This window comes from Paracoccus stylophorae (genome assembly GCF_028553765.1).
GTDB lineage: Bacteria > Pseudomonadota > Alphaproteobacteria > Rhodobacterales > Rhodobacteraceae > Paracoccus > Paracoccus stylophorae.
In genome coordinates this window covers 43,318-62,676 of sequence record NZ_CP067134.1, presented here as the reverse complement: position 1 = coordinate 62,676, position 19,359 = coordinate 43,318, and the positions used below count along the sequence as shown (strand labels likewise).

At 67.0% G+C, this 19,359-nt stretch carries 25 protein-coding genes; 9 read left to right on the top strand and 16 right to left on the bottom strand.

Features of this window, described 5'->3' with window-relative positions; all coding sequences use genetic code 11:
* Positions 1-11: 11 nt before the first annotated feature.
* Genes narI through JHW45_RS00280 form a run of 4 tightly spaced genes read left to right on the top strand, consistent with a single transcriptional unit; the run spans position 12 to position 2,255 of the window.
* Entirely contained in the window at positions 12-797 is a 786-nt protein-coding gene (gene narI / locus JHW45_RS00295; RefSeq protein ID WP_272858992.1) for a respiratory nitrate reductase subunit gamma, read from the top strand.
* A complete protein-coding gene (locus JHW45_RS00290; RefSeq protein ID WP_272858991.1) occupies positions 794-1,699 on the top strand; it encodes a peptidylprolyl isomerase in 906 nt (301 codons plus the stop codon). Before narI ends, JHW45_RS00290 begins: the two co-directional genes overlap by 4 nt.
* Complete coding sequence (locus JHW45_RS00285; RefSeq protein ID WP_272858990.1) at positions 1,696-2,046, top strand: hypothetical protein; 351 nt, start codon at positions 1,696-1,698, stop codon at positions 2,044-2,046. Before JHW45_RS00290 ends, JHW45_RS00285 begins: the two co-directional genes overlap by 4 nt.
* A complete protein-coding gene (locus JHW45_RS00280) occupies positions 2,043-2,255 on the top strand; it encodes a hypothetical protein (RefSeq protein ID WP_272858989.1) in 213 nt (70 codons plus the stop codon). The genes JHW45_RS00285 and JHW45_RS00280 overlap by 4 nt, the downstream gene beginning before the upstream one ends.
* A 33-nt stretch (positions 2,256-2,288) precedes the next feature.
* Here the strand turns inward: JHW45_RS00280 and JHW45_RS00275 are convergent, their stop codons facing one another.
* Positions 2,289-3,413 (bottom strand): patatin-like phospholipase family protein, encoded by a 1,125-nt coding sequence (locus JHW45_RS00275; protein ID WP_272858988.1) that lies wholly within the window; start codon positions 3,411-3,413, stop codon positions 2,289-2,291.
* A 280-nt stretch (positions 3,414-3,693) separates the two neighbouring features.
* Between JHW45_RS00275 and JHW45_RS00270 the strand changes: the two genes are divergently transcribed.
* Positions 3,694-4,110 carry a CHRD domain-containing protein gene (locus tag JHW45_RS00270; RefSeq protein WP_272858987.1) on the top strand — a complete coding sequence of 139 codons (417 nt, stop codon included), beginning with the start codon at positions 3,694-3,696 and terminating at the stop codon, positions 4,108-4,110.
* An 85-nt stretch (positions 4,111-4,195) separates the two neighbouring features.
* Here JHW45_RS00270 and ureG read toward each other — a convergent pair whose 3' ends face one another.
* The 6 genes from ureG to JHW45_RS00240 form a co-directional block, all read right to left on the bottom strand.
* Complete coding sequence (gene ureG / locus JHW45_RS00265) at positions 4,196-4,942, bottom strand: urease accessory protein UreG (protein ID WP_272858986.1); 747 nt, start codon at positions 4,940-4,942, stop codon at positions 4,196-4,198.
* Between the two features lie 18 nt (positions 4,943-4,960).
* Positions 4,961-5,746, bottom strand: coding sequence for an urease accessory protein UreD (locus tag JHW45_RS00260; RefSeq protein WP_272858985.1), 786 nt, complete (start codon positions 5,744-5,746; stop codon positions 4,961-4,963).
* A 25-nt stretch (positions 5,747-5,771) separates the two neighbouring features.
* On the bottom strand, positions 5,772-6,458 hold the full coding sequence (locus JHW45_RS00255; RefSeq protein ID WP_272858984.1) for an urease accessory protein UreF: 687 nt from the start codon (positions 6,456-6,458) through the stop codon (positions 5,772-5,774).
* Positions 6,459-8,168 carry an urease subunit alpha gene (locus JHW45_RS00250; protein WP_272858983.1) on the bottom strand — a complete coding sequence of 570 codons (1,710 nt, stop codon included), beginning with the start codon at positions 8,166-8,168 and terminating at the stop codon, positions 6,459-6,461.
* Positions 8,161-8,475 (bottom strand): urease subunit beta, encoded by a 315-nt coding sequence (locus JHW45_RS00245; protein ID WP_272860655.1) that lies wholly within the window; start codon positions 8,473-8,475, stop codon positions 8,161-8,163. Before JHW45_RS00245 ends, JHW45_RS00250 begins: the two co-directional genes overlap by 8 nt.
* A gap of 230 nt (positions 8,476-8,705) precedes the next feature.
* Entirely contained in the window at positions 8,706-9,008 is a 303-nt protein-coding gene (locus JHW45_RS00240; RefSeq protein ID WP_272858982.1) for an urease subunit gamma, read from the bottom strand.
* Between the two features lie 166 nt (positions 9,009-9,174).
* Between JHW45_RS00240 and JHW45_RS00235 the strand changes: the two genes are divergently transcribed.
* The 3 genes from JHW45_RS00235 to JHW45_RS00225 all read left to right on the top strand — a co-directional run bounded on the left by JHW45_RS00235 (position 9,175) and on the right by JHW45_RS00225 (position 10,368).
* Positions 9,175-9,390 carry a hypothetical protein gene (locus JHW45_RS00235; RefSeq protein WP_272858981.1) on the top strand — a complete coding sequence of 72 codons (216 nt, stop codon included), beginning with the start codon at positions 9,175-9,177 and terminating at the stop codon, positions 9,388-9,390.
* 95 nt (positions 9,391-9,485) lie between these two features.
* On the top strand, positions 9,486-9,710 hold the full coding sequence (locus JHW45_RS00230) for a DUF2171 domain-containing protein (protein ID WP_272858980.1): 225 nt from the start codon (positions 9,486-9,488) through the stop codon (positions 9,708-9,710).
* 70 nt (positions 9,711-9,780) lie between these two features.
* The gene (locus JHW45_RS00225) at positions 9,781-10,368 is read left to right on the top strand and encodes an HdeD family acid-resistance protein (protein ID WP_272858979.1); all 588 of its coding nucleotides are present in this window, start codon (positions 9,781-9,783) and stop codon (positions 10,366-10,368) included.
* 15 nt (positions 10,369-10,383) lie between these two features.
* Here the strand turns inward: JHW45_RS00225 and JHW45_RS00220 are convergent, their stop codons facing one another.
* The 9 genes from JHW45_RS00220 to JHW45_RS00180 form a co-directional block, all read right to left on the bottom strand.
* Positions 10,384-10,869, bottom strand: a complete 486-nt coding sequence (locus JHW45_RS00220; protein WP_272858978.1) for a MarR family winged helix-turn-helix transcriptional regulator — start codon at positions 10,867-10,869, stop codon at positions 10,384-10,386.
* A gap of 43 nt (positions 10,870-10,912) precedes the next feature.
* Complete coding sequence (locus JHW45_RS00215; protein WP_272858977.1) at positions 10,913-12,223, bottom strand: TRAP transporter large permease; 1,311 nt, start codon at positions 12,221-12,223, stop codon at positions 10,913-10,915.
* Positions 12,220-12,735: a TRAP transporter small permease gene (locus JHW45_RS00210; protein ID WP_272858976.1), complete on the bottom strand. Its 516-nt coding sequence runs from the start codon at positions 12,733-12,735 to the stop codon at positions 12,220-12,222. The genes JHW45_RS00215 and JHW45_RS00210 overlap by 4 nt, the downstream gene beginning before the upstream one ends.
* Positions 12,732-13,736, bottom strand: coding sequence for a TRAP transporter substrate-binding protein (locus tag JHW45_RS00205; protein ID WP_272858975.1), 1,005 nt, complete (start codon positions 13,734-13,736; stop codon positions 12,732-12,734). The genes JHW45_RS00210 and JHW45_RS00205 overlap by 4 nt, the downstream gene beginning before the upstream one ends.
* Positions 13,736-14,404 (bottom strand): maleylacetoacetate isomerase, encoded by a 669-nt coding sequence (gene maiA / locus JHW45_RS00200; protein WP_272858974.1) that lies wholly within the window; start codon positions 14,402-14,404, stop codon positions 13,736-13,738. Before maiA ends, JHW45_RS00205 begins: the two co-directional genes overlap by 1 nt.
* A 2-nt stretch (positions 14,405-14,406) precedes the next feature.
* Positions 14,407-15,624, bottom strand: a complete 1,218-nt coding sequence (fahA, locus tag JHW45_RS00195) for a fumarylacetoacetase (RefSeq protein WP_272858973.1) — start codon at positions 15,622-15,624, stop codon at positions 14,407-14,409.
* 138 nt (positions 15,625-15,762) lie between these two features.
* Positions 15,763-15,954, bottom strand: coding sequence for a DUF2783 domain-containing protein (locus tag JHW45_RS00190; RefSeq protein WP_272858972.1), 192 nt, complete (start codon positions 15,952-15,954; stop codon positions 15,763-15,765).
* Entirely contained in the window at positions 15,942-17,522 is a 1,581-nt protein-coding gene (locus JHW45_RS00185) for an FAD-dependent oxidoreductase (RefSeq protein ID WP_272858971.1), read from the bottom strand. Before JHW45_RS00185 ends, JHW45_RS00190 begins: the two co-directional genes overlap by 13 nt.
* Positions 17,523-17,545: 23 nt before the next feature.
* Entirely contained in the window at positions 17,546-18,505 is a 960-nt protein-coding gene (locus JHW45_RS00180) for an MBL fold metallo-hydrolase (protein WP_272858970.1), read from the bottom strand.
* 89 nt (positions 18,506-18,594) lie between these two features.
* Here JHW45_RS00180 and JHW45_RS00175 point away from each other — a divergent pair, with 89 nt between their 5' ends.
* Positions 18,595-19,347: a helix-turn-helix transcriptional regulator gene (locus JHW45_RS00175; RefSeq protein ID WP_272858969.1), complete on the top strand. Its 753-nt coding sequence runs from the start codon at positions 18,595-18,597 to the stop codon at positions 19,345-19,347.
* The last annotated feature ends 12 nt before the right edge of the window (positions 19,348-19,359 follow it).

The following is a 19,359-nucleotide window of genomic DNA, read 5'->3' as shown; positions in this document are numbered from 1 at the left end:
AGGAGGAAAGAATGAGCGGATTTCTGAACCAACTGGCCTTCGGCTGGTATCCCTATTTCGCCATCACGGTGCTGATCGTCGGTTCGATCCTGCGCTTCGACGCCGATCAGTATTCGTGGCGGTCGCAGTCCAGCCAGTTCCTGCGCCGGCGTCAGATGATGATCGGCTCGAACCTGTTCCACATGGGCGTGCTGGTCCTTTTCGTGGGGCATTTCATCGGGCTGTTGACCCCGATCTGGGTGTTCGAGGTGTTCGGCGTGCCCCACATGCTGAAACAGCTGACCGCCATGGCCATCGGCGGGCTGGCCGGTCTGGCCGCACTGGTCGGCGCGTCCCTGCTGCTGCACCGGCGCCTGTTCGACCCGCGCATCCGGCGCAGTTCCTCCATCGGCGATATCGCGGTGCTGGTGCTGTTGTGGCTGCAATTGGTGCTGGGCGTCGGCACGATCTGGTGGTCTGCCCAGCATCTTGACGGCAGCGAGATGGTGCAGCTGATGGGCTGGGCCAACGCGATCGTCCTGTTCGACGCCACCGCGCCCGGAATGATCGAGGAGGTGTCCTGGATCTTCAAGCTGCATATCGTGCTGGGCCTGACGCTGTTCCTGATCACCCCCTTCACGCGGCTGGTCCATATCTGGAGCGTGCCGATTTGGTTCTTCTTCCGCCCCGGCTATCAGATCGTGCGCTCGCGCCATCCCATCGGCGAAAGCCGCAACATCCCGCCCGGCCCCGCGCGCCCGGCAGGCGGGCAGACCGTGGCCCGGCAGGCATCCGAAAGCGGAGGATCAGGCGCATGAGCAGACATGAAGTTCCAAGGCTGAAACCGGACCCGCGCCCGCAGCCCCAGATGATGCAGGCCTGTCAATCGAACGGCTGCGGCGGGGCCGCGCCCGCGCGTCGCGCGCCGCCGCCCCCGACATTCTCGGTGGTGCGCGTGAACGGGGTCCAGATCGACCCCGACGCCATCGCCCGGGAAATCCAGCACCACCCGGCCGCCGACGCGGACGCCGCGTGGCGCGAGGCCGCCCGCGCGCTGGCGGTGCGCGAACTGATGCTGCAGGAGGCGCGGCGGCTGGATCTGTCCGCAAGTCCCGGCGACGATCACGGCACCGCAACCGCTGCGGATGCGCTGATCTCGGATCTGCTGGACGCCAACGTGGCGCCGGACGAGCCTGACGAGGCGGCCTGCCGCCGCTATTACGACGCCAACCGCGAACGGTTCCGCACGCCGGATCTGTTCGAGGCATCCCATATCCTGATCGAACCCGATGGCGACGGCCCGCAGGCATGGTCCGCCGCCGGCATCGAGGCGCGCCGGATCGCGAACGAGGTCGGCGACAATGCGACCGCCTTCGCCGCCGCCGCGCGGGAACTGTCCGCCTGCCCCTCGGCGCAGCAGGACGGCACCTTGGGACAGGTGCGGCGCGGCGAACTGGTGCCCGAGATGCAGCAGGCCATCGAATCGCTTGCGCCCGGCGAAACCTGCCGCAGACCGATCCGGTCGCGCTTTGGCTGGCACGTGGTCCGGCTGGCGCGTCGCATCGAGGGCCATATCCTGCCCTTCGAGGCGGTTCACGACAAGATCGCCGACATGCTGGCCGCCCGCGCCTGGACGATGGGCGCCGCCCGCTATGTCGCCCATCTCGCCAATCAGGCGCGGATCGAGGGGATCGTCATCGAACCGGAGGAAGGGCCATGATGCTGGGCGACGTTCTTGCCGCCGCCCGCGATTCGGGCGCCGATATCGCATCCTGGCTGAAGCCCGCCGATCCGGATCTGTGGGACAGGGTTCAGCGCGAGGCCGCGGCGCACGGCAGGGAGCCCGGCGATCTGGCCCGCGAGGCTGTCGCCGCGTTCTCGGAACGCGCGGGCGAAGAGGATTGGGCGATGCTGGTCTCAAGACTGCGCGACGCCGACGATCCCGGTCGAAGCCTGCTGCTGACGATGATGCGCTGGCGGCTGGACGCCATGGATGCGGCCGCAGCGTCCCTGCGGCCCGCACGCACCCCGCCAGCCGCGCCGGCACATGAAGGAGACACGCGATGACCGACAAGAAAGCCGACGATGCCGACCGCGGCGGGCTGAATCCCGATCTGCAATCGCGCACCGACACCTCTCGGGACACGGACACCCCGACCCGCCCGCCTGCCGAAAGCGCATCGGTCCAGCGCGAGGAAGGCGGCGGCTGGCCGGTAGCCTGGCTGGTCGTGGTCGTGATCTGCGTGCTGGCGGCGATCTATATCATCGTCGGCTGAGGCGATCCGGGGACGTTTTCGGGCGGGCGAAACTCACGCGCGCACATCCAGAAATTCGCGGATCTCGTCGGCGCGGGCCATCGTGTCGTCATGGCCAAGGTCGATCAGCGCGCCGATATAGCCGGCCTCGAACAGCAGATAGCTGACCAGGCGCCCATCGCTGCCCCACGATCCGACGCTGCGCATCATCAGCCGGATCGCGCGCGGCAATTCGTGCTGATAGCGGCTGGCGATGCTGCGCAGATCGTGGGACGGCGACAGCATCAGCGTGTCGATGTTGCGCAGCGGCGTCTGCGACCGCGCCTCGTCGGTCAGCAGGGACAGGGTGTGGTTGATGCGCGACAGCCGCTCGTGGTCGGAGTCCAGGTTGTCGTTGAACAGGATGTCCAGCGCGTGGCCGATCATCTCGCCGAATGTCGGCGATGCGGCGGCGGGATCGGGCTGATCGGGGCGGTTGTCGCGGGCGGCGATGATCATGATCCGGTCCGCGCCGGTGTGGATGGCGGGCGACAGCGGCGCGGTCAGCCGCAACGAGCCGTCGCCGAAGAACCGGTCCCCGACCCGCACCGGCGCGAAGGCAAAGGGCAGCGACGAGGACGCCAGAAGATGCCGGGGGCCGATATCGGCGCGCACGCCGCGGCGGCGGGCGCGCTCCCAGTTGCGCAGTTCGGGCGCGCCCTCGAAAAAGGTGATCGCCTTGCCCTCGTCATAGCTGGAGGCGGTGATGCACAGCGCATGCAGCACGCCCGACCGGATCGCGCCGACGATGTGGCGGCGGTTGAACTCGCGCTCCAGCAGCCGGCCCAAGGGTGCGTTGTCCAGCAGCGCGGCCGGCGCCTCGGCGCCCAGATGGCCGAACAGCAGCGTCCAGACCCACCGCGCGCTTGTCCCGAACAGGGTCAGGCCGCGCGCGTCATAGACCTTGCCGCAATGCAGCCCGCGCCACAGCCGTTCCAGGTGCCGGATGCCGTGCTGGATATCGCCCGAGCTTGCGGCGAACGGGGCCGCGTTGATCGCGCCCACCGACGAGCCGCAGACGATCTGGAACGGCGACCGTTTCCGCCGGGTGATTTCCGCCACCGCCTTCAGCGCCCCGATCTGATAGGCGCCGCGCGCGCCGCCGCCTTGCAGGACAAGCGCGATCTTGGGTCGGGGCAAGGGTGATCGTGGCATCTGCAATGACGTTTGGAAAAGCCCAAGCCTATTCGATCCGCCGGCAAGATCAACCGGCCATGCAGGGACGGACCGGAGGCGCGATCCTGTCGTTCTGTCCGCAGGACAAGGGGTGGCCGCCAAGCCCGAACAAGCCGCGTCCGGTCACGGTCGGGTGATCCGGGGGTGAATCGGCGGCGGAACGGGCCACGGGCGGAAACTTGTCGCCCGGACCCGCGTTGTCTGGCCACACGGGAAACAGGAGGATTCCACAATGCTGTTGCCGATGATCAGACAATCCACCGCCGCGATTGCCGCCTGCGCCATGTTCGCGCTGCCGGCCCTAGCGGAAGAGATGAAATACACCGCCGATCTGAGCGGCGCGTCCGAGGTTCCGGCGAATGAAAGCGCCGCGACCGGCAGCGCCGATGTGACCGTCGATACCGAGGCCAAGACGGTGTCGTGGACGGTAAGCGTTCAGGACCTGACCGGAGAGCCGACCGCCGCGCATATCCATGGCCCTGCGGGCGAGGATGAGAATGCGCCGCCGGTCATCGACATGTCCGATTCCATCATGGAAGGCAGCGCCGACATCACCGATGAACAGATCGGCGAATTGCAGGACGGGCAATATTACGTGAACGTCCACACCGAAGAGTATCCGGACGGCGAAATCCGCGGGCAGCTTGCCGCGGCGGAATGACGTAGGGTCAGACAGCCGACCCGGCTGACAGATCGGAAAGGGCGGGATGCGATCCCGCCCTTTTTTCATGGTTCAGCCGCGGCGGTCAGTCGTGGTGATGCGCGTGATCGTGGCCGTGGTGATGATGGCCCTGCCCGTGGCCATCGTCATGGGCGTGATGATGCGGGGCCATCGGGCCGGGATCGACCGGGGTGTGATCGCCGCGCGCATGGCGCGCGTGAAGCTGGCGGACCCAGTCGCACAGGCGGTCGATGGTTTCGGGCCGCTTGCGCGACAGCGCCAGGACCGGCGCGCCGTCGCGGGCCTTTTCGGCATCCGCGACCATCTGCGCCACGTCCACATCGACATATTCGCCCAGATCGATCTTGTTGATGATCAGCAGATCGGCGCGCGCGATGCCCGGCCCGCCCTTGCGCGCCACGTCGCCGCCACCGGCCACGTCCAGCACGAACAGCTGCGCATCGACCAGTGCGGGCGAAAACGTCGCGGTCAGGTTGTCGCCGCCGCTTTCGACCAGCACGATGTCCAGCGGCGCGAAATCGCGTTCCATATCCTCGACCGCCATCAGGTTCATGGTCACGTCGTCGCGGATCGCCGTGTGCGGGCAGGCGCCGGTCTCGACCGCGCGGATGCGGTCCTCGGGCAGGACGCCTTCGGATTTCAGGAAACGCGCATCCTCGTCGGTGTAGATGTCGTTGGTGATGACGCCCAGGTCGAACTCGTCGCGCAGATGCCGGCACAGCGTCGCAATGACCGAGCTTTTGCCGGTGCCGACCGGCCCGGCCACGCCCAGACGCAGGGCGCGGGTTCCGTTCTGATCCTTGTCCGTCATGTCGTGATCTCCTTCATGTCAAATCGCCCAAGGCGGGCCAAGGCGGGTCAATCCGCCGGTCAGAAGCCGGCGCAGTTGCAGGCTGTCGGGCGCGACCGCGCCGATGGCGACGGCAGGGCCGGGCAGCGGGGTCAGCGCGGCGTCGCGGTGAAACGGGTCGGCGCGGGGCGGATCGTCCCCCCAGCCGGGATCGACCGCGATCACCGACCCGAACGCACCCGCATCGCCCAGAACCGCGGCGCTGTCCCATCCGCAGGCGGAAGGGCCGACCCGCGACTGCTGATCGTACAGCGGCACACCGTCGCGGGTGATGCGCAGGCGGCCGGTGAAATCGCCGGGGCGTTCGCCGTGCCGGCCCAGCAACACCTCTTCGCGCAGGATCATGCGCGCGGTGCCGTCCAGCGCGATGCGCACATCGTGGCGGTGATCGCAGCGCGCGGCGGCGATGATCGGTTCGGGCCACCAGACGAAGGTCGCGCCGGGCCCGACCGTGGCGCGGACCGTCATGCGCGACAGCCCCCCGCTTGCGCCGGGCAGGACCAGCATCGCCGAAATCTCGGTCAGCACCAGCGTGCTGCCCGCGCCCACATGGATATCCAGCCGGTAATCGTCGCCGCCAAGCGGACCCGCCGTCCCCGCCGCCAGCGCCACCCGCGCCACATGGGCATCGCGATGGACCAGCGGCTCCGGCCCCTTTGGATGGCACGGGCGCAGCACCAGCGGCCCGTCGGAACGCAGGGTTGCGATGCGGCTGCGGCGGCGATGCGAATCGGTCTCGCTGGCCAGAACGGCGCGCGCGGTCATCGCGCCCGATCCGCGCAGCGGCGGTCTAGGACGCAAAGAGTCGTACATTGCTGTTCCGGTGATGTTCGGCCGCGATGTCGGCCAGGGGCGCGCCGGGCGCGGGCAGATCGGCAGGCGGGGTATCGACATGGCCGGCCGCCGCAATGGCCAGCCGATCCAGCCGCCCGGTCGCGCGGGCCAAAGCGGCGTGGACATGGAACGGATCGACCCGCATGATCTTGGCGGCGGCGGCGGCGGCGGCCGCCCCTGCGGTCGTCTCGTGCAGGATGGCCAGCGCCGCGCCGCGCGGGCCAAGCCCAAGTGCGGCGGCGGCGACGCCCATCACCACCGGCTGATGCGGCGCCCGGCCCAGGGCCGCGAAATGCGGATGCGGGTGGATGCTGTCCATCGCGCGCCGCAACTGCCGCCCCAGATCGCGCGAGATCTTGCGCAGCTCGGCCGAGGGGATGCGCGCGTCCAGTTCCGCCTCAAGCAGCGCCAGATCGGCCAGCGCGTCACGCAAAGCCGCCGCGCAGGACACCGCCGCGAAGACGGCCGCGATGAAACCTGCCGTCTCGGCGCGCCCGATCAGGAAATGTTCCAGCCCGGCCACATCCGCCACGCGGCCCGACGCCACCGCCGGCTCCAGCCCGCCGGAATGGGCATAGCCGCCCGCCGGCAGCCGCCCGTCCGCCAGCAGCATCAGCGCGGCCTGACCCCCCATATCCGCCATTCAGAACAGGAAATATCGCTGCGCCATCGGCAGTTCGTCCGCGGGTTCGTGATCGGCCAGCTCGCCGTCGATGCGGACGGCATAGGTGTCGGGATCGACCTCGATCCGGGGCAGGGCGGTGTTTTCGGGCATGTCTTCCTTTGTCCGGCCGCGCGTGTTCTGGATCGCGACGAAGCGGCGATTGGTGTCGATCCGCTCGGCCAGCCCGTCATCCAGCGCCGCCTGCGCGACAAACGCCACGCTGGTCGCGCCGGCGGCGGGGCTGTGGACGTTGAAGCCGGTCCGCGGCATCACCGGCTGCGGCGTGGGGATCGAGGCGTTGGGATCGCCAAGCGCCGCCGTCGCCACCATGCCGCCGGTGAAGACGGTATGCGGGCGCACCCCGAACAGGGCCGGCTGCCACATGACGATATCGGCCTTCTTGCCCACTTCGATGGACCCGATCTCGCGTTCCAGCCCGTGCGCGACGGCCGGGCAGATCGTGTATTTGGCCACATAGCGGCGCGCGCGCATGTTGTCGGCGCGGTCGTCGCCGGGTGCCGAGCCGCGCAGCTTCTTCATCTGGTGGGCGGTCTGCCAGGTCCGCATCACGGTCTCGCCCATGCGTCCCATCGCCTGCGCATCCGACGACATGATCGAGATTGCGCCCATGTCCTGCAGGATATCCTCGGCCGCGATGGTGGTGGCGCGGACCCGGCTTTCGGCGAAGGCCAGATCGTTGGGCACCTGCGGGTTCAGGTGATGCGCGACCATCACCATGTCCAGATGTTCGGCCACTGTGTTGCGCGTGAAGGGCCGCGTCGGGTTGGTCGAGGCGGGCAGCACGTTGCGCTGCCCCGCGATGCTGATGATGTCGGGCGCGTGCCCGCCGCCCGCACCCTCGGTATGGAAGGCGTGGAAGGTGCGGCCGGCGACCGTCCGCAACAGATCTTCGACAAAGCCCGCCTCGTTCAGCGTGTCCGAATGGATCGCCACCTGCACGCCCGATTCCTCGGCCACCGACAGGCAGGCGTCGATCACCGCCGGGGTCGCGCCCCAATCCTCGTGCACCTTGAAGCCGCCGACGCCGCCGCGCAGCTGTTCCCACATCGCCTCTTTCGACATGGTGTTGCCGCGCCCCAGAAACAGCACGTTGACCGGCCACGGATTGAACCCTTCCAGCATCCGCTGCATCCACCAGGCGCCGGGGGTGGCCAGCGTCGCCTTGGACCCTTCGGTGGGGCCGGTGCCGCCGCCGGTGACGGTGGTGACGCCCGACGCCAGCGCCAGTTGCAGCATCTGCGGGCCGACGAAATGCACATGCGTGTCGATGGCGCCCGCCGTCGCGATCAGTCCGTTGCCGGCCATCACCTCGGTCGAGGGGCCGATCACCAGATCGGGATGGATGCCGTCCATCGTGTCGGGATTGCCGGCCTTGCCCAATGCGGTGATGCGGCCGTCGCGGATGCCGATATCGGCCTTGATGACGCCCCAGTGATCCAGGATCACGGCGCCGGTGATGACCAGATCGGGCGTGCCCTGCGCCCGCGTCGCGGTCGACTGGCCCATCGATTCGCGGATCGACTTGCCGCCGCCGAACACCGCCTCGTCGCCGCCGCGGCAGCGATCCTCTTCGACCTCGATGGTCAGGCAGGTATCGGCTAGCCGGATGCGGTCGCCCGTCGTCGGCCCGTAGGAGGCCACGTATTCGGAACGCGAAACCCTAAGCATCGTCCAGCCCTCCCTTGCACAGCCCGCGCAGGCCGGCGACGATTCTGCGACCCCTGATCGGGATCAGATCGACCTCTTCCACGGCGCCCGGTTCGAACCGCATCGCGCCGCCCGACAGCACCGACAGGCGCTTGCCCCAGGCCGCGTCGCGGTCGAAATCCAGCGCCGCGTTCACCTCGGCAAAGTGATAATGCGAGCCGATCTGGATCGGCCGGTCCGAGGTGTTGGCGACCCGCAGCGTGGTGATCTGCGCGCCCTCGTTGATGACGACATCGCCGTCGCCGTGCAGGATCTCTCCGGGGATCAGCGGCTCGGACTCCTCCAGCCTGCTGTCGGATTGCCGGCGCGGCGCCTGACGCTCGCCCGTGCCGGGACGGCGCGGCTCACTGGGCGCGTTCGCGCCCGAGGATCTTGTGCGCCCCTCGGCCTCGGCGCTGGTCATGTCATAGTCGCGGCCGGGATGGTCCGAGGGGTGTTGTGCCCTGCCGGTATCGGCGGGCGGCTTCAGATCCTGTTCGAACGGGTTGGGCTTTCGGGTCATCTGATCGGCTCCGTCACGGTGACCAGCTTGGTGCCGTCGGGAAACGTCGCCTCGACCTGGACCTGCGCCAGCATCTCGGGCACCCCCTCCATCACGTCCTCGCGGCCAAGGACGTTGCGGCCGGTTTCCATCAGATCGGTCACCGTCCGGCCGTCGCGCTCGCCTTCCAGAAGATAGGATGTCAGCAGCGCCGTCGCCTCGGGCAGGTTCAGCTTCAGCCCGCGCTGCTTGCGTTCCAGCGCAAGCTTGCCGGCGGTATAGACCATCAGCCGTTCCTGTTCGTGTATGCTGAGCAACATTCCTGACCCTCCGGAATTGGCGTCGGTCCGGCCATGTTGTCAAACCGCGGACGCGATGCCACTATCTGATCCGCAGGGCGATCCGGGCGTCGCGCGATGGCAGGACAGACGCGATCCGGCCATCGCCCGGTCCGGCTTTCCGGGACATCATTACAGGAGGACGATCTTGGCATATCTGGGAAAATACGAAACGCCCGACGATCTGTTGAAGGACGACAGTCTCAGCGATGACAGAAAGATCGAGATGCTGGAACAATGGCGCGACGACAAGCGGGCCTATATCCGCGCCACCGAAGAGGGCATGACGGGCAACGACAGCTCCGAATTCCTGAGACAGATCAAGAAGGCGCTGATGTCGCTGGACCGCAATTCCGCAAGCTGAGGCAGTCGCGGCCGGCATGACGCGCGGGCGGGGGCCTGGGAACCGAACTCGGGCAGGCACGTTATCCCGCGCACCCATGCACAGGAGACAGGCCCATGGCCACGGCAGACCAGATCAAGGAACATATGGAAGTGTCCGGCAGCGACGGGCAGCATGTCGGCACCGTCGACGGGATCGAGGGCGACCGCATCAAGCTGACCAAATCGGATGCCTCGGACGACCAGCACCATTACATCGACCTCAGCCATGTGGACCGGGTGGAAGACAACCGCGTCTATCTGAAGGTGGACGCCGCGACCGCCCGGCAGCGCAAGGACTGATCGCGGTCGTCATTTTTGCCAAACCCTGCGTGCGAAGACCTTCGCGCGCCGTTTTTCACAGGAGCGCGGGATGAGCGACAATCGCATGACGGCACAGGCGCCGGGGCTGGAATCCGGACTGGTCCGGACGTTGGCGGAACATTGGTGGCTGTTCCTGATGCGGGGAATCCTGGCGATCGTTTTCGGCATTCTGGCCTTCATGTGGCCGGCGCTGACGGTGCTGGTGCTGACGCTGTTGTGGGGCGCCTATGCCGTCGCGGACGGGATCATGGCGCTGTGGGCGGCGTTCGCGGGACAGCAGGGGACGCGCGGCAATCGCTGGTGGCTGGCGTTGCTGGGCGTGCTGGGCATCGTGGCGGGGATCATCGCCTTCACCTCGCCCGGCGTTGCGGCCATCGCGCTGCTGGTCGTGATCGCGTTCTGGGCCATCGTGGCCGGGATCGCGCAGATCGTCGGCGCGATCCGTCTGCGGCACGAGATCACGGATGAATGGCTGCTTGGCCTCAGCGGGGTTCTGCTGCTGCTGTTCGGTCTGGCGCTGATCTTTCAGCCGGTCAGCGGGATTTTGTCGATCATTTGGCTGATCAGCCTGGGCAGCCTGGTCTTTGGCATCCTGACCGTGATGTTTGCCTTCAAGCTGCGGCGTTACCGGGCCTGAAGGCGCGCGCCGCGCCTATCGCGGCGCGTCCGGGTCGGGCAGGCGGGGAAAGCCGGTGGCCTCGTCCTTGCCCGTCGCGCCGACGATGGCACGATCCAGCGCGGCGATCCCCTGTTTCAGCGCAGCCAGATCGTCCGGGGGCATCGCATCCAGAATCCGCCGCGCCCGCGCCTCGACTGCCCCGAAGGCGCGGGAAAACGCCGCGCGCCCGTCATTGGTGATCCGATAGTTGCGCAGCCGCCGGTCCGCTTCCAGCACGTCGCGAGTGATCAATCCCTTGCGTTCCAGCCGTGCGGCCGCCCGGCTGACCTGCACCTTGTCCAGCGAGGTGCGCCGCGCCAGTTGCAGCGAATCCAGCGCGCCGGCATCTTCCAGCAGGAACAGCAGCCGCCATTCCTCTCGGCTGAAGCCGTGCTGGCGGCCGTAGACCGCGACAAGCTGGCGCGAGAACGCCTCGGCCACGACCGCCAGACGATAGGGAAAGAAGCTTTCCATCGGCATCACCTGCTCGTTTCTTCCGGCGCAGCGGCGGACAGGCGCGGGGTCACGTCGCCAGATACAGCGACAGGATCGGCACGGCGATGATCAGCGCCAGCCGGATCAGATCGGCGACCCAGAACACATAGACGCCGCGAAAGATCGTGCCCAGGGACACGTCGGGCAACACCGACCGCAGCACGAACACGTTCATTCCGATGGGCGGGGTGATCAGGCTGATCTCGGTCACGACGACGACGATGATGGCGAACCAGATCAGCACCGCGTCGGGGTCCTGCAACACCGCCAGCCCGAAATCCAGATCCGACACCAGCGGATAGAAGACCGGCACCGTCAGCAGGATCATCGACAGGCTTTCCAGAAAGCAGCCCAGCACCATGTAGATCACCACGATCAGCAGCAGCACCACCCAGGGCGACAGGCCCATATCCTCAACCTGTGAACTCAGCGCGTCGGGCAGGCCGGCAAAGGACACGAAATTGCTGAAGATTTCGGCGCCGATGATGATGGCGAAGATCATCGCCGATGCGGTGGCGCTGTCCAGAAACGCGGTCCACAGCGCGGCGCGGGTCATGCCGCCGGTCGCGAAGGCGATCAGCAGCGCGGCGGCGGCGCCCATGCCGGCGGCCTCGATGGGGGTGAAGAAGCCGCCATAGATGCCGGCCATGATGAAGACGAACAGCCCCAGCACCGCCGCCACGCTGACCGCGTCGCGCGTGTTCATCGGCCGGACCTCGGACACTTGCGGGGCCAGCGCCGGGTTCATGCGCACGGCGACCATCACCGCCAGAAGATAGCCGATGATGCCGACGATGCCGGGGATGATGCCGGCCAGAAACAGCTTGCCGATATCGGCCTCGGTCAGCAGGCCGAAGATGATCAGCACGACCGAGGGCGGGATCAGGATGCCCAGCGTCCCGCCCGCCGCGATGGCCCCGGTGGCAAGACTGTCGGAATAGCCGAAGCGCCGCATCGACGGCATCGTGACCTTGGACATGGTCGCGGCGGTGGCCAGCGACGATCCGCACACGGCCGAGAAGCCGCCGCAGGACAGCACGGTCGCCATCGCCAGCCCGCCGCGCATCCGGCCGAAGACCCGGTCGGCGGCCGAAAACAGCCCCTGCGCGATGCCCGATCCGGCCAGCACGTTGCCCATGAAGATGAACAGCGGCACCACCGACAGAGAATAATTCAGGCCAGTCTCGAAAACCGCGTTGCCGACCATGGCGCCCGCCGGACTCCAGCCGCGCAGCAGCGCGAATCCCACGCCGCCCACGATGGCCATGGCGAAGGCGATGGGGATACGTGCAAACACCATCACCAGCAGGATGGCCAAGGCGATCAGGGAAATGGTCATGCTGTCTCCGGACGCAGGATCATAGCGATGGCCGACGCGACGCAGCTTGCGGCGGCAAGGAAGGCCAGCGGGGCCATCGGAATGTCCAGCGAGGCGCTGCGCGTGCCTTCGTGAAACTGATCGATCCCGATCAGCACCAGACGATAGGCGAAATAGGCCAGAACCGCCGCCGACACGAATGCCGCCATCCGGCCCAGTGCGCGCTGCGCCCCGACGGGCAGCAGATGCAGCGCCAGATCGACCTCGACATGGCCGCCATCGGCGCTGGTCAGCGGCAGCGCCGCAAAGACCAGCGCGGCCAGCAGGATCTGGGTCAGCTCATAGGCGCCGCCGAAGGGTCGGTTGAACAGATACCGGCCGACCACATCGACGCAGGTGACGGCGACCAGCAGCACGATCAGCAAGGCCGCCGCGCCCGCCAGCACCCGATACCAGACCGCGTGCCGGTGGGGCGTCCGGCCCGGAATCATGTCCGGGGCCAGATCTTCGGGCCGATCACCCGTCCGAGTCATTCCACCGACACTCCGGTCACGTCGCGAAATTTGGCCAGCGCGGCGGTGCCGTCGTAACCGTCGCCCAGGCTGTCGGACCATGCCTGTTCCAGCCGCGTGGCCTCGGAGTGCAGGGCCGACACGACCTCGGGGCTGGCCTGATAGAAATCGACCTTGTCGCCAATCTCCTCCTTGGCCGTGTCGTCGGCATCGTTCCACGCCTGACCCACGCGTTCGGCGAACGCCTCGCCCGAAATGGCGTCGATGGCCGCGCGGTCTTCCTCGGACAGCGAGTTCCACCGATCCTCGTTGATGACGAAGAACCAGGTCGTGTTATAGATGCCGCCCGGCACCGCCATCGAATACTTGATGTGATCGACCAGGTTGAACGCAGTCATCGCCTCATAGGTAAAGGCCACGCCGTCGATCACGCCGCGCGACAGTTTCTCGTAGACCTCGGGCGAGGACATGAACAGCGGCGTGGCACCCAGGGCCGAGAGCAGATCGGCGACATAGCCGCCCGGCACCCGGATCTTCAGCCCCTGCATGTCGGCGGGCGTTTCGATCTTGCGGACATTGTTGTGCAGCAATCCGGGGCCGTGCATGAACAGGCCCAGAAGATGGGTGCCGGCATGTTCTTCGGCCGCGTCCAGATCGCCGCCATAGATCGACCAGTAGGCTTTCGAATTCTCGATCGCGTCGTCGCCCAGAAAGCTGAACTGGCCCAGCGCGGCGCGGCTGAAGCGGTCGTCCTCGGTAAAGGAATGCAGCCCATAGGTGATGTCGGCGATGCCGTCGCGGGCCATGTCGAAATGCGCCGGCGGGCTGCCAAGCGGCTTGCCCATGATGCGCACGGTCACGCGCCCGTCGGTCGCGGCCTCGACCTCTTCGGCCCAGGGTTCGAAGGCGTTGACGACGATCGGATGCTTGGGCGGCAGCCACGACGACATGATCAGTTCCTGCGCCATCAGGGGCGTGGCGCTCAGCAGCAGGCCGGCGAGGGCAAGTTTCAGCGATTTCATCAAGTCTCTCCCGTTGTGACCTTCGCCTCCCGCGAAGGGTTCGTGTGATCCGGATGCGCCGCCCTGAACGCGGCGACATCGTCGCAGCTGTTCGCGACGGCTGTGATGCGGTGCAGATGGTCGAACGGCACCTGCCAGCGCGTCGCGTTGTAAAGCTGCGGAACAAGGGTGCAGTCGGCCAGTGTCGGCGTATCGCCGTGACAGAACCTGCCGGTGAAGCCGGGATGATCCAGCATCGTGTCGATCGCGGCCAAGCCGCGCGCGATGTTGTCGCGGTTCCACGCCGCCCGCGCCTCGGGGCCGCCCAGCGCCTCGACCCGCGCCAGAACGCCCAGGTTCGAGACCGGATGTATGTCGCACGCCACCGCCAACGCGATGGCGCGGACATGGGTGCGCGCGGCCGGATCGGCGGGCAGCAGCGGCGGTTCCGGGCGCGTTTCGTCCAGATATTCAAGGATGGCCAGCGATTGCGTCAGCACCAGGCCGTCGATTTCCAGCACCGGGACCAGCCCTTGCGGATTGCGCGCAAGATGATCGGGGCTGCGCTGCCCGCCGCCGACCAGATCGACGGTCACGCGGTCATGGTCGATGCCCTTCAGCGCCAGCGCGATCCGCACCCGGTATGAGGCGGAAGAGCGCCAGTAATCGTGCAGAACGACCGCGGCCATCGTCACTCCTGCGCCGGAAGGATCTTGCCGACGCAGGGGCCGAAGCCGATCCGGTATCCGTCGCCCTGCGCAAAACCGTACAGCGCGACCTCGTCCCCGTCCTCGATGAACTGGCGCTGCTGCCCGTTCACCTCGACCGGAGACTTGCCGCTTTGCGTCATCTCCAGCAGCGCGCCCGTCTGACCGGGTTCGGGCCCCGAGATCGTGCCCGACCCCAACAGATCGCCCACCCGCATCGGGCAGCCGCTTTCGGTGTGATGGGCCAGTTGCTGGGCGCTGGAATAATACATCACGTTGTAGTTGGTCTGACCCATGCGCTGGCCGTTCATCGTCCAGCCCATCGTCATGTCGTAGAACCCGGGACGTTCCTCGCGCAGATAGGGCAGCAATTCGTTGTCGCGCGGCGCCCCCTCGCTGCGGAAGGGTTCAAGGGCGGCCTGCGTGACGATCCACGGGCTGATGGTGGTGGCGAACGCCTTGGACTGGAACGGCCCAAGCGGCTGGTATTCCCACGCCTGAATATCGCGCGCCGACCAGTCGTTCAGCAGCAGATAGCCGAAGATCATCTTTTCGGCCTCGTCCACGCTGACGCGCTGGCCCATCTGGCTGTCGGCACCGACGACGGCGCCCAGTTCCAGTTCCAGATCCAGACGCCGGCAGGCGGTCCATTCGGGACCGTTCTCGCCCTTCACCTGCCCCATCGGGCGGCGGATATCGGTTCCCGACACCACGACCGACGACGCGCGGCCGTTATAGCCGATGGGCATATGCGTCCATTGCGGCGGCAGCGCGTTTTCGGGGCCGCGGAACAGCACGCCGACATTGAAGGCGTGATTTTTCGAGGCATAGAAATCGGTGTATTCGGTCACGCGGATCGGCAGATGCATGGTGGCATCGGCCATCGGCACCAGCGGCACATCCTCGGACGCGCCCTCGGCCAGCAACTCGGTCAGCCGCGCGCGCGTCCGGTCCCATGCCGGGCGGCCAAGGGCGATGAAATCGTTCAGATGCGGGGCCGAGAATGTGCCCTGCGCCTCCAGCAGGCCCTGGGCCTCGCATTCGGCCAGATCCACGATCATGTCGCCGATGGCCACACCGCAGCGCGGCGCCCCGTCGGCGACCGAAAACACGCCGAAGGGCAGGTTCTGGATCGGGAAATCGCTGTCTGCGCTGTTCGCGGCCTCGACCCTGCTGCGCGTCTGTTGTTCGGTTCCAGCCATGATCTCTCCTCTGACACGATGCTTGCGGCGTCCCCGATGAAACTGATGTTCGCGCCCCGCGTCAACAATCTCTATCAGGTTTCGTTACAGACGCAACAATTTCGTTGCCGCCGCGTCACCCCGTTTCGTGCCAGAGGATCAGCGCGGCCGGGCGGCCTCGATCGCCTGTTCGATCACCGCGCGGTCGCCGATATGGTTCATCAGAATCAGGGTCAGGCGCGACCACAGTTTCAGGCTTTCCTGTTCGGACAGACCCTCATGCATGTCGATCAGCGACTGATAAAGATCGTCGTGATCGGTCAGGTTCGGCGCAAGATTCAGTGCAGACATGGTTTCCCCTTCGTCGCGCGGGCAAGCGCATCGGCGATGTCGCCCGGCTTGCAGGATTTCCAGCGGGCGGCGACATACTGGTCCGGCCGCACCAGCACGGCGGCACCCGAGGTCAGGCCCAGCCTGCGCGCGGCCAGACCCTCGACCCGGATCACGCGCACGCCTGGCGGCGGCGTGCCGTCCCAGTCGGTGACCAGCAGGGCGAAATCGTCGCCCAACCGGTCCAGCAGCCATCCGCCCTCATGCGGGGCGTCCACAACCGGTGCGCCGGGCGGAACGCCCTCGTCCCAGGTGTCGCGGTCGGGCGTGGACAGCGGGCTGTCGGCATAGCTGACGGCGGTGGACAGGCGGCCCGAATTGACGAAGGGACGGGCGAATTCGTGATCCTGCGCCAGTTCCAGCACCGCATCGCGCAGCGCCTGGCTGGCCGCCGTCTTGGGGGTCAGGAAATCGGTCGAGCGGGTCGAGTTCAGGATGTTCTCGTCCGCCGTCGCGATGGCTTCGGTGTTATAGGTCTCGATCAGGTCCTCGTCGGCCTCGCCCCGCAGGACCAGATCCAGCTTCCAGCCCAGATTGTCGATATCGGCGAACCCGCCATTGCAGCCGCGCGCGCCGAAGGGCGACACCAGATGCGCCGAATCGCCGGCAAAGATCACCCGCCCGTGCACGAAACGCGCCATGCGCCGGCACTGGAACGTGTAGACCGAATACCATTCGCGCTCGAACTCGACCCCCTCGCCCAGCATGGCGCGGACATAGGGCTCGACATTCTCGGGGCGGATGGCGGCGTCGCGGTCGATGTTCCAGCCAAGCTGGAAATCCAGCCGCCAGACATCGTCGGGCTGCTTGTGCAGCAGCGCCGAGCGACCGGGATTGAAGGGCGGATCGAACCAGAACCAGCGTTCCGACGGCATCTCGCGCTTCATCCGGATATCGGCGATCAGGAAATTGTCCTCGAAGACGCGGCCCTCGAAATCGAGGCCCATCCTGTCGCGCACGGTCGAGCGCGACCCGTCGCAGGCGATCAGCCAGTCGGCGTGCAGATCGTACCGCGATCCCTCGGCCGAGATGGTCAGATCCACGCCGTCCCGGCGCGGGCTCACGTCCTCGACCATGTGGGCCCAGCGGATCTGCACGTTGGGCAGCGCGTCCACCGCGTCCAGCAGGTACTCCTCGATATAGTATTGCTGGATATTGATGAAGCCGGGCCGCTTCTGCTCCTTCACCGGCAGCATGTCGAACCGGTAGATCGGCTGATCGCCCTTCCCCCAGAAGACCTTGCCGACATTCCACACGACGCCCTTGTCCATCGCCCGGTCGCAGACGCCCAGACGATCCAGAATATCCAGCGAGCGTTTGGAAAAGCAGATCGCCTTGGAACAATGCGCCACGAAATCCAGCCGGTTCAGCACCGTGACCTGATGGCCGCGCCGGCCCAGGTCCAGCGCCATGGCAAGGCCGACCGGTCCGGCGCCGACGATGGCGACCTGCGTGCGGTCGCCCGATGCCGCCGGACGGGCCGTCGCACCGATTTCCTTGTAGACGGGAATTCCCGCGACATTCGCCATTTCATCCTCCTTCCCCGGTTCGTTCAGCCTTGCAGCTTGGCCCAGACCTCGCGGTCGCGTTCGGCCGTCCAGATGCGCGGATGCTCGATCCCGTCATATTCGTCCCACAGCCGCTGCACGTCGAAGGGCAGGCAGTGTTCGAAGATCGGCCAATCGCCGAATTCGGGCGCCAGCGCGTCGCGCGTCGCCTCGAACGCGGCTTTCAGATCGCCGCCTTCCTTGTGGACGCGGCCGACATTCTCGATCATGCCGTGCAGGAACTTGCGGGTCTGCTCGACCGCGGCGTCGGTTTCGTCCACACCGCGCGAGACCGGCCCGCGCCCGCCGACCAGATATTCGGCGCGATAGGCCTTGACGTTGTCCAGCGTCTTCCCCGCCCAGTCGAAATGATAGGCGTCGCCGGTGTAAAGCGCGGCCTTGGATTCGACCAGATCGCCGGCATACAGCGTCCGGGTCTTGTCGTGCCAGACAACGATATCGCCGCCGGTATGGCCGCGGCCCAGGAAGCGCAGTTCCAGCCTGCCGCGATCGCCGCCCAGGTCGATGTCGTATTCGTCCTTGAAGGTGATGGTGGGCCAGGTCAGCCCCGGCACCTCTTCCGCGTTCTTGGCAAGGCGCGGCATCCGGCCGAATTCGCTTTTCCAGTCCTGTTCGCCGCGTTCGGCGACCAGATCGCGGCTGGCCTCGGACATGATGATGTCGCCGGCGTCGAAGGCGCTGGCGCCCAGCACGCGCACGGCGTGGTAATGGGTCAGCACCAGATAGCGCACCGGCTTGTCGGTCTGCTCGCGCAGGATCTTCAGCCACTCGCGGCTGGCGGCTGGCGTCGCGCGGCTTTCGATGGCGACGACGAAATCCTCGCCCTCGACCGCGCCGACATTCGGATCGCCCTCGGCGGTCAGCGCATAGACGCCATCGTCCAGAATCTCCAGCGTGTCGGTCTTTTCGGTGGTGTCGGTCGAGGAAGCAAAGGGTTTGCTCATCTGTATCTCTCCTTGCGTTTCGGTCGCGTCTGCGTTGAAATCATTTCTACTGAAACGAACCGGGGCTGTATGTCCTTAGGTCTATGGACATGCCGGCCCGCTGTGAGGGGAAGGCGATGGTCGGGCTGATCGACCCTGATCTTGCGGCCGAATTGCTGGAATCGCGCGACCAGACCCTGTTCGCGGATCGGCTGTTGCAGATCGCCGGTTCGGTGTCGGGTATCGAAGAGCTGTTCGCCTATCGGATCGACGACCGGGCGGCGCCACGTGTGCTGGCCTCGACCAGCGAACTTGGCGAGGTCGCCGAACGCGCCGATGCCTATGCACGGCGCTTTCACCGCAGCGATCCGGCCGCCGATGCGTGGCGGGCGGCACCGCCCGACAGCGGCTTTGCCTGCCGCGTCCCGGCCTCGGCCATCGAACTGGCCGCCTATCGCAAGCTGTGTTTCGACCGGCCGCGATTTGCCGAGAAGATCTGTTTCGGCTGGCGCAAGGCCGATCATGCGACAATCGTCACCTTCTATCAGCGCGATATAGGCGCCGAGCCTGACATGGCCCAGCTTGGCGCGCTGGCGCAGCTGGCGATCACCGGGCTGACGCGGCTGACGCAAACCGCGCCGCCGTTGCTGGAGCAGGTGGAACAGCGCCTGTCGCACGCCTATCCCGTCCTGACCCGGCGCGAGCGGCAGGTCTGCGCGCGCACCCTGACCGGGGCGACGGCGCGGCAGATCGGCGCCGAGCTGGATCTTGGGCCGGCCACGGTCCTGACCTATCGGCAGCGCGCCTATCAGAAACTGGGCCTGCACAAGGCCAGCGACCTGCTTGCCGCGATCATGTCCTGACCCGGCCAGATG